Below are 6,828 nucleotides of genomic sequence, written 5' to 3'. Positions count from 1 at the left end.
GGGGTGAGGAGCGGGGAGGTGGGGGCGGGGGCCGTGGAGAGGGACGGGGACAGGGGTGCGATGGTCATGGCGGCTCCTGAACCGGGCACGGAGGGCCAGGCCGGCAGGTGGTGGCCTGGCTCCTTTACTTCTTCCGTGACCGGCTGGATTCGACATGACCGCTCTGCGGCTCTTGGGTGTGCGGACGCTGAACTCGCCGGTACCCCGTCTCGGGGGTGGGGCTCCCGCGGCGGGCACCGCCGCCGGGTCAGCGGTCCGAGCTGAGCACCCGGCCGATCTCCTCGGAGGCGGCGCGGGCGGCCTGCTTGGGGTCCTGGCCGGTGAGCACGGCCGTCATGTAGGGCTTGATCGGGTTCTTCGCCTCGACCTCGGCCCAGCGGGCGGAGGCCGGGGTGGCCCGGCCCTGGGCGGCGCCTGGTGCCATGTTGGTGGCGCCCTCGTTGCCCTCGACCACGTGCGCGAGGGTGGTCCTGTTCGGTACGTAGCTCATCGTGCGGGCGAGTTCGGTCTGCCACTTCTCGCTGACCAGGGCCGTGATCACGTCGACGGCGCCCTCCCGGTTCGCGGTCCGCTCCGGGATGATCAGGTCGGAGCCGCCGGTGAAGACGGAGCCCGCCTTGTCGGAGGTCTTGCCGGGGATCGGGAAGAAGCCGAGCTTGCCCTTCAGCGCGGAGTTGGCCGCCTCGATCTCGGCGGCCTGGCCGGGCGGGGCGATGATCTGGGCGACCTGGCCTCGGGCGAAGACCTGCGACTGCGGGGGCGTCTCCTCGTCGGCGGCCTCGGGTCCGTCGCCGAGGGCCTGGAGCTGCTTGTAGAACTCCATGCCGGCCAGGGCCTTGTCGTCGTCGAGGGTGCCGACCCACCTGCCGCCCGTCTCGACGGCGAGCTCGCCGCCCTCGTCCCAGACGAAGCCGGCGAGGACGTACCAGTTCTGGCCCGCGAGGTAGATGCCCTGCTGCTCGCCCTTGTCGAGCTTCTGGGTGGCCTGGATCCACTCCTGGCGGTTCTTGGGCGGGGTCTTTATCCCGGCGTTCGCGAAGAGGTCCTTGTGGTAGACGACCACTCGGTTGGCGGCGTACCAGGGGACGCCGTACTGGGCTCCGTTGACGCTCGCCGGCTCGGAGAGGCCCTTGAGCCAGTGCTTGCTGTCCCATTCGCGCAGTGCCTCAAGGGTGAGTTCGGAGAGGCCCTTGGTCTCGATGTACTGCGCGACCTGGGTGTTACCGACCTCGATGACGTCGGCGGGCTCCTTGCTCGTGCCCTTCAGGACGGCGTTGACCTTGTCGCCGATGCCCGTCCACTCCTGGATCCTCACGTCCAGGTCGAGACCGGGGTGCTCCTGCTCGAAGGACGCGGTGAACCTGTCGATGAAGTCCTCGGAGGCGCTGCCCTTCATCAGCCAGAGCGTCACCTTCTGCCGCCCTGCGGCCGAATCGGCCAACTGACTGCAGCCCGTCAGGGCGGTCGCGGCCGCGAGGGCCGTGCACAGGGCGAGGAAGCGCATCTTCAAGAGGGTCACCTTCTGGGGCTCGGTCTCCGATGGCTCGAAATTGGCATAGACCAATAGGCCGGTCAAGGGTCTTTCGCTCGGGATTGTTGGCTCAAAGTTCGCGGAGCCGGACTTACTGGGGCACCGTAGAACCAGGCAAAAGCGACCCACTGTCGGGAGACTCCATGTCCAACCACACGTACCGGGTGACCGAGATCGTCGGCACCTCCCACGAGGGCATCGATCAGGCCATCCGCAACGGCATCGCCCGGGCGGGCCAGACCGTACGGAACCTGGACTGGTTCGAGGTGGTCCAGGTGCGCGGCCACATCGAGAACGGGGAGATCGCCCACTACCAGGTGGGGCTGAAGGTCGGCTTCCGGCTCGAGGGCGAGGACTGAGACGGCCTGCGCCCGCTCAGCTCCGGGCCACGCCCGCTCAGCTCCGTCCCACGCCCGCTCAGGTCCGGCCCTCGACCTCCTGGCCGGACTTGAGTTCGGGCGCCTCCGCCGCCCAGTCGGCGACGACCACGCGGAAGCCGGCCGCCCGCGCGGCCTGGCAGACCAGTTCGTCGTCGTCCACGAGCATGCGCACCTCCCGGCCACGGGCGATCCGGCCGAGCACCTCCAGCTTGGTCGTCCGGGCCGGCCGCCGGTCCTGGTTGCCGCGCATCCACAGCCGCCCCTCGGGCAGGCCGTGCCGGGTGAGCCACTCCTGCGTGTCCGCCCGGCACCGCTCGGGCCGCCCGGTCAGGTACACCACCTCGCAGTCGGCCGCGCTCTCCACCGCCAGGGCGATCCCGCGCGCGAGCGGCGGATCGGCCGGGGCCGCGCCGAAGAAGCCGGACCAGTCCCTGGGGCGGCGCTCCAGGAAGTGCTGACGGTGGGCGGTGTCGGCCAGCGTGTTGTCGATGTCGAAGACGGCCAACGGCCGCGACGTGCGCTTCTCACTCATCCGGCCAGCGTACGGCGGGGCGCCGACACGGCCCCGGACGCGAGCGTGGGCGGGCGCGGGTGCAGGGGGCCGGGCGGGAATCCCCTCGGCCCCACGGCGTTGAGTCCTGTGTGATCCGAAAACTCTCGATACTCGACCGGTCGCGCACCCGCCGGGGCCACCCGGCCCCGCAGGCCCTGCGCGACACCGTGGCACTGGCCCGGACGGCCGAGGGCCTCGGCTACCACCGCTTCTGGGTGTCGGAGCACCACAGCGTGCCCGGCGTCGCGGGCTCGGCGCCGACCGTGCTGGCCGCGGCCGTCGCCGGGGCGACGGACCGGATCCGGGTCGGCACGGGCGGCGTCATGCTGCCCAACCACCAGCCACTCGTGGTCGCGGAACAGTTCGGGGTGCTGGAATCGCTCTTCCCCGGCCGGATCGACATGGGGCTCGGCCGCTCGGTCGGCTTCACGAACGGCATCCGCCGCGCCCTGGGCCGGGACACCGGGGACGCCGACCGCTTCGAGGAACAGCTCACCGAGCTCCTCGGCTGGCTCGACGGCACCCAGCAGGCACACCCCGAGGTGCACGCCCGCCCCGCCGAAGGCCTGCGGATACCCGCGTACGTGCTCGCCACCGGGGAAGGCGCCGGGATCGCCGCCCGGGCGGGACTGCCGCTGGTGGTGGGCGACCTGCGCGGCCGCGACCGGGTCGCCGAGATCGTGGAGAGGTACCGCAAGGAGTTCCGGCCCTCCGCCCGGGGCACGGAGCCCTACGTCGTGGTCTCGGGGACGGTGGCCGTCGCGGCGACGACCGAGGAGGCCCGGCGCATCCTGCTCCCGGAGGCCTGGTCCGTCGCGTACTCCCGCACCCGCGGCAGCTTCCCCCCGCTCCGCCCGGCGGACGAGGTCGAGGCCCTGGAGATGACCCCGAAGGAGCGGGAACTGTACGAGGGCGCCCTCACCGGGCACATCCACGGGACGCAGGACCAGGTGGCGGCGGAACTGTCCCAGGTCGCGGACCTCACCGGCGCGGACGAACTCCTGGTCACCACCTCCACGTACGACCGCACGGCCCTCCTGGACTCCTACACCCGGCTGGCCCGTATCGCGGGCCTCGGGCCGTAGGCATCCGGTGGCGTCGACAGCCAACCGAGGCGTGCGAGGGGCGCCGGCCCTGACCTCACCCGCGCGACCGGGCCGTAAAGTGGGACGAATGCACCAGGCCACCGAACCCCGGACCGACCGCGATCCCTACGTACGGGTGCGGGGCGCCCGGGAGCACAACCTGCGCGGGGTCGACGTGGACATCCCGCGCGACGCGCTGACCGTGTTCACCGGGGTGTCCGGTTCCGGGAAGAGCTCGCTCGCCTTCGGCACGCTGTACGCCGAGGCCCAGCGGCGGTACTTCGAGTCGGTGGCCCCGTACGCCCGCCGCCTCATCCACCAGATCGGCGCGCCGAAGGTGGATTCCGTCACCGGCCTGCCGCCGGCGGTGTCCCTGGAGCAGCGCCGCTCCTCCCCCGGCTCGCGTTCCTCGGTCGGTACGGTGACGCTGCTGTCCAACTCCCTGCGGATGCTGTTCTCGCGGGCCGGTACGTATCCGCCGGGCGCGCCGCGGCTGGACTCGGACGCGTTCTCGCCCAACACGGCCGCCGGCGCCTGCCCCTCCTGTCACGGGCTCGGCCGGATCCACCGCACCAGCGAGGAGCTGCTGGTGCCCGATCCCGGGCTGTCGGTCCGCGAGGGTGCCATCGCCGCCTGGCCGGGCGCCTGGCAGGGCAAGAACCTGCGGGACATCCTGGAGACGCTCGGCCACGACGTGGACCGGCCGTGGCGGGAACTGCCCGCGAAGGACCGCGAGTGGATCCTGTTCACCGAGGAGCAGCCGGTGGTGACCGTGCACCCGGTGCGGGACGCCGACCGGATCCAACGGCCCTACCAGGGCACCTACATGAGCGCCCACCGCTATGTCATGCGGACGTTCTCCGACAGCAAGAGCGCCACCCTGCGGGCCCGCGCCGAGAGGTTCCTCGCCGACTCGCCGTGTCCGGTGTGCGAGGGGCGCCGGCTGCGCCCGGAGGCCCTCGCGGTCACCTTCGCCGGGCGGACCATCGCGGAGCTCGCGGCGCTGGCGCTGACGGATCTGGACGCCGTACTGGCCTGCGCGCCCCTGGACGGGGAGGCCGCTCGGGTCCTCGCCGACGACCTGCGGTCGCGGATCGGGCCCGTCACGGAGCTGGGGCTCGGCTACCTGAGCCTGGACCGGACCGCGCCGAGCCTGTCCGCGGGCGAGCTGCAGAGGCTGCGGCTGGCGACGCAGCTGCGGTCGGGGTTGTTCGGGGTGGTGTACGTGCTGGACGAGCCGTCGGCGGGGCTGCACCCGGCCGACACCGAGGCGCTGCTCGGGGTACTGGACCGGCTGAAGGAGGCCGGGAACACCGTCTTCGTCGTCGAGCACCATCTGGACGTGGTGCGGCACGCGGACTGGCTGGTGGACGTGGGCCCGCTGGCCGGGGAGCGCGGCGGGCGGGTGCTGCACAGCGGGCCGCCCGCGGCGCTGGCCGGCGTCGCCGAGTCGGCCACGGCGCGGCACCTGTTCGCGGCGCGGGAGTCGGCGGAGCCGGCCCGGGTGGTGCGCAGGCCGACCGGGGAGGTGCGGCTGAGCGGGGTGGCCCGGCACAACCTGCGGGACCTCGACGCGACGTTCCCGCTCGGGGTGTTCACCGCGGTGACCGGGGTGTCGGGGTCCGGGAAGTCCACGCTGGTGGGTCAGGCGCTGGCCCGGGAGGCCGGGGAGCGGATCGCCGAGCCCGGTTTCCCCGTACGTCGGCTGGTGGAGGTGGACCAGAAGCCGATCGGCCGGACCCCGCGGTCCAACCTGGCCACGTACACGGGGCTGTTCGACGTGGTGCGCAAGCTCTTCACGGCGGCCCCGGAGGCGGGGGCGCGCGGCTGGAAGGCGGGCCGGTTCTCCTTCAACGTGGCGGGCGGGCGGTGCGAGACGTGCCAGGGAGAGGGCTTCGTCTCGGTGGAGCTGATGTTCCTGCCCAGTACGTACGCCCCGTGCCCCGAGTGCGGCGGCGCGCGGTACAACGCCGAGACGCTGGAGGTCCGGTACGAGGGCCTGAACATCGCGGAGGTGCTGGGGCTGACGGTGGAGTCCGCGGCGGGGTTCTTCGCCGGTGTCCCGGCGGCGGCGCGCAGCCTGCGGGCGCTGGAGGAGATCGGCCTGGGCTACCTGCGGCTGGGGCAGCCGGCGACCGAGCTGTCGGGCGGCGAGGCGCAGCGGATCAAGCTGGCGACGGAGCTCCAGCGGCAGCGCCGGGACCACACGCTGTACCTGCTGGACGAGCCGACGACGGGTCTGCACCCGGCCGATGTGCGGGTGCTGCTGCGGCAGTTGCACGGCCTGGTGGACGCCGGGCATTCGGTGGTGGTCGTGGAGCACGACATGGACGTGGTGGCGGGCGCGGACTGGGTGATCGACCTGGGCCCGGGCGGCGGCGCGGAGGGCGGCCGGATCGTCGCCGCGGGTACTCCGCGCGAAGTGGCGGCGGCGGGCCGGGGCCGGACGGCGGCCTATCTCTCGCGGGCGCTGGACGGGCTCGCGGTCGCGGACGGGACGGCGTCCGCCTAGCGTGTGCGCAGGGGGTGTTCCCGAGCGAAACGGCACGCCGTCATGTCACGAAAGCCCGCTGTCGTCCTGGTCCACGGCTTCTGGGGCGGAGCCGCCCACTGGTCGAAGGTGATCGTCGAGCTCCACGGGCGCGGTTTCACCGACCTGCACGCCGTGGAGAACCCGCTGACCTCGCTGGCGGACGACGCCGAGCGCACCCGGAAGATGGTGCGGCAGGTCGACGGACCGGTCCTGCTGGTCGGTCACTCGTACGGCGGCGCGGTGATCACGGAGGCGGGCGACCTGCCGAACGTGGCCGGGCTGGTGTACATCGCGGCCTTCGCCCCGGACGCGGGCGAGAGTCCGGGGCAGCTCAGTCAGGAGCTGCCGCCGGCGGCGTTCGAGAACATCGCCCCCGACTCCGACGGCTACCTGTGGATCAAGCAGGACACGTTCCACGAGAGCTTCTGCCAGGACCTGGACGCGGACGAGGCCCTGGTCATGGCCGTGACCCAGAAGGCTCCGCTGGGCTCGACCTTCGGCGACAACGTGACCTCACCGGCCTGGAAGAAGAAGCCGGTCTGGTACCAGGTCTCCGCCCAGGACCGCATGATCCACCCCGACAACGAGCGCCGGATGGCCCAGCGGATGAACCCCCGCAAGATCGTCGAGCTGGACGCGGGCCACGCCTCACTGGCCTCCCAGCCCGGCCCGGTCGCCGACCTCATCGAGAAGGCGGCCGACGAACTCGGCTCCTAGGAGGACGACTTCGACCGCCCGCACACCCC

The 6,828-nt window shown here is 72.5% G+C and carries 6 protein-coding genes; 4 read left to right on the top strand and 2 right to left on the bottom strand.

The window, feature by feature from the left end; translation table 11 throughout:
* Positions 1-247: 247 nt before the first annotated feature.
* Positions 248-1,510, bottom strand: coding sequence for an extracellular solute-binding protein (locus IG86_RS0116920; protein ID WP_030820990.1), 1,263 nt, complete (start codon positions 1,508-1,510; stop codon positions 248-250).
* Positions 1,511-1,674: 164 nt separating this feature from the next.
* Here IG86_RS0116920 and IG86_RS0116915 point away from each other — a divergent pair, with 164 nt between their 5' ends.
* On the top strand, positions 1,675-1,890 hold the full coding sequence (locus IG86_RS0116915) for a dodecin (protein WP_030663252.1): 216 nt from the start codon (positions 1,675-1,677) through the stop codon (positions 1,888-1,890).
* Positions 1,891-1,948: 58 nt separating this feature from the next.
* Here IG86_RS0116915 and IG86_RS0116910 read toward each other — a convergent pair whose 3' ends face one another.
* On the bottom strand, positions 1,949-2,443 hold the full coding sequence (locus tag IG86_RS0116910) for a phosphatase domain-containing protein (protein ID WP_030820988.1): 495 nt from the start codon (positions 2,441-2,443) through the stop codon (positions 1,949-1,951).
* A gap of 110 nt (positions 2,444-2,553) precedes the next feature.
* Between IG86_RS0116910 and IG86_RS0116905 the strand changes: the two genes are divergently transcribed.
* The 3 genes from IG86_RS0116905 to IG86_RS0116895 all read left to right on the top strand — a co-directional run bounded on the left by IG86_RS0116905 (position 2,554) and on the right by IG86_RS0116895 (position 6,799).
* Positions 2,554-3,549, top strand: coding sequence for an LLM class flavin-dependent oxidoreductase (locus IG86_RS0116905; RefSeq protein ID WP_030820986.1), 996 nt, complete (start codon positions 2,554-2,556; stop codon positions 3,547-3,549).
* Positions 3,550-3,637: 88 nt separating this feature from the next.
* Positions 3,638-6,061: an excinuclease ABC subunit UvrA gene (locus IG86_RS0116900; protein WP_030820984.1), complete on the top strand. Its 2,424-nt coding sequence runs from the start codon at positions 3,638-3,640 to the stop codon at positions 6,059-6,061.
* Positions 6,062-6,103: 42 nt separating this feature from the next.
* Positions 6,104-6,799 carry an alpha/beta hydrolase gene (locus IG86_RS0116895; protein WP_030820982.1) on the top strand — a complete coding sequence of 232 codons (696 nt, stop codon included), beginning with the start codon at positions 6,104-6,106 and terminating at the stop codon, positions 6,797-6,799.
* Positions 6,800-6,828: the final 29 nt, after the last annotated feature.

Origin of the sequence: Streptomyces virginiae, from assembly GCF_000720455.1 — a bacterium.
Classification (GTDB): Bacteria; Actinomycetota; Actinomycetes; order Streptomycetales; family Streptomycetaceae; genus Streptomyces; species Streptomyces virginiae.
This window is presented reverse-complemented; position numbering and strand designations above follow the sequence as displayed.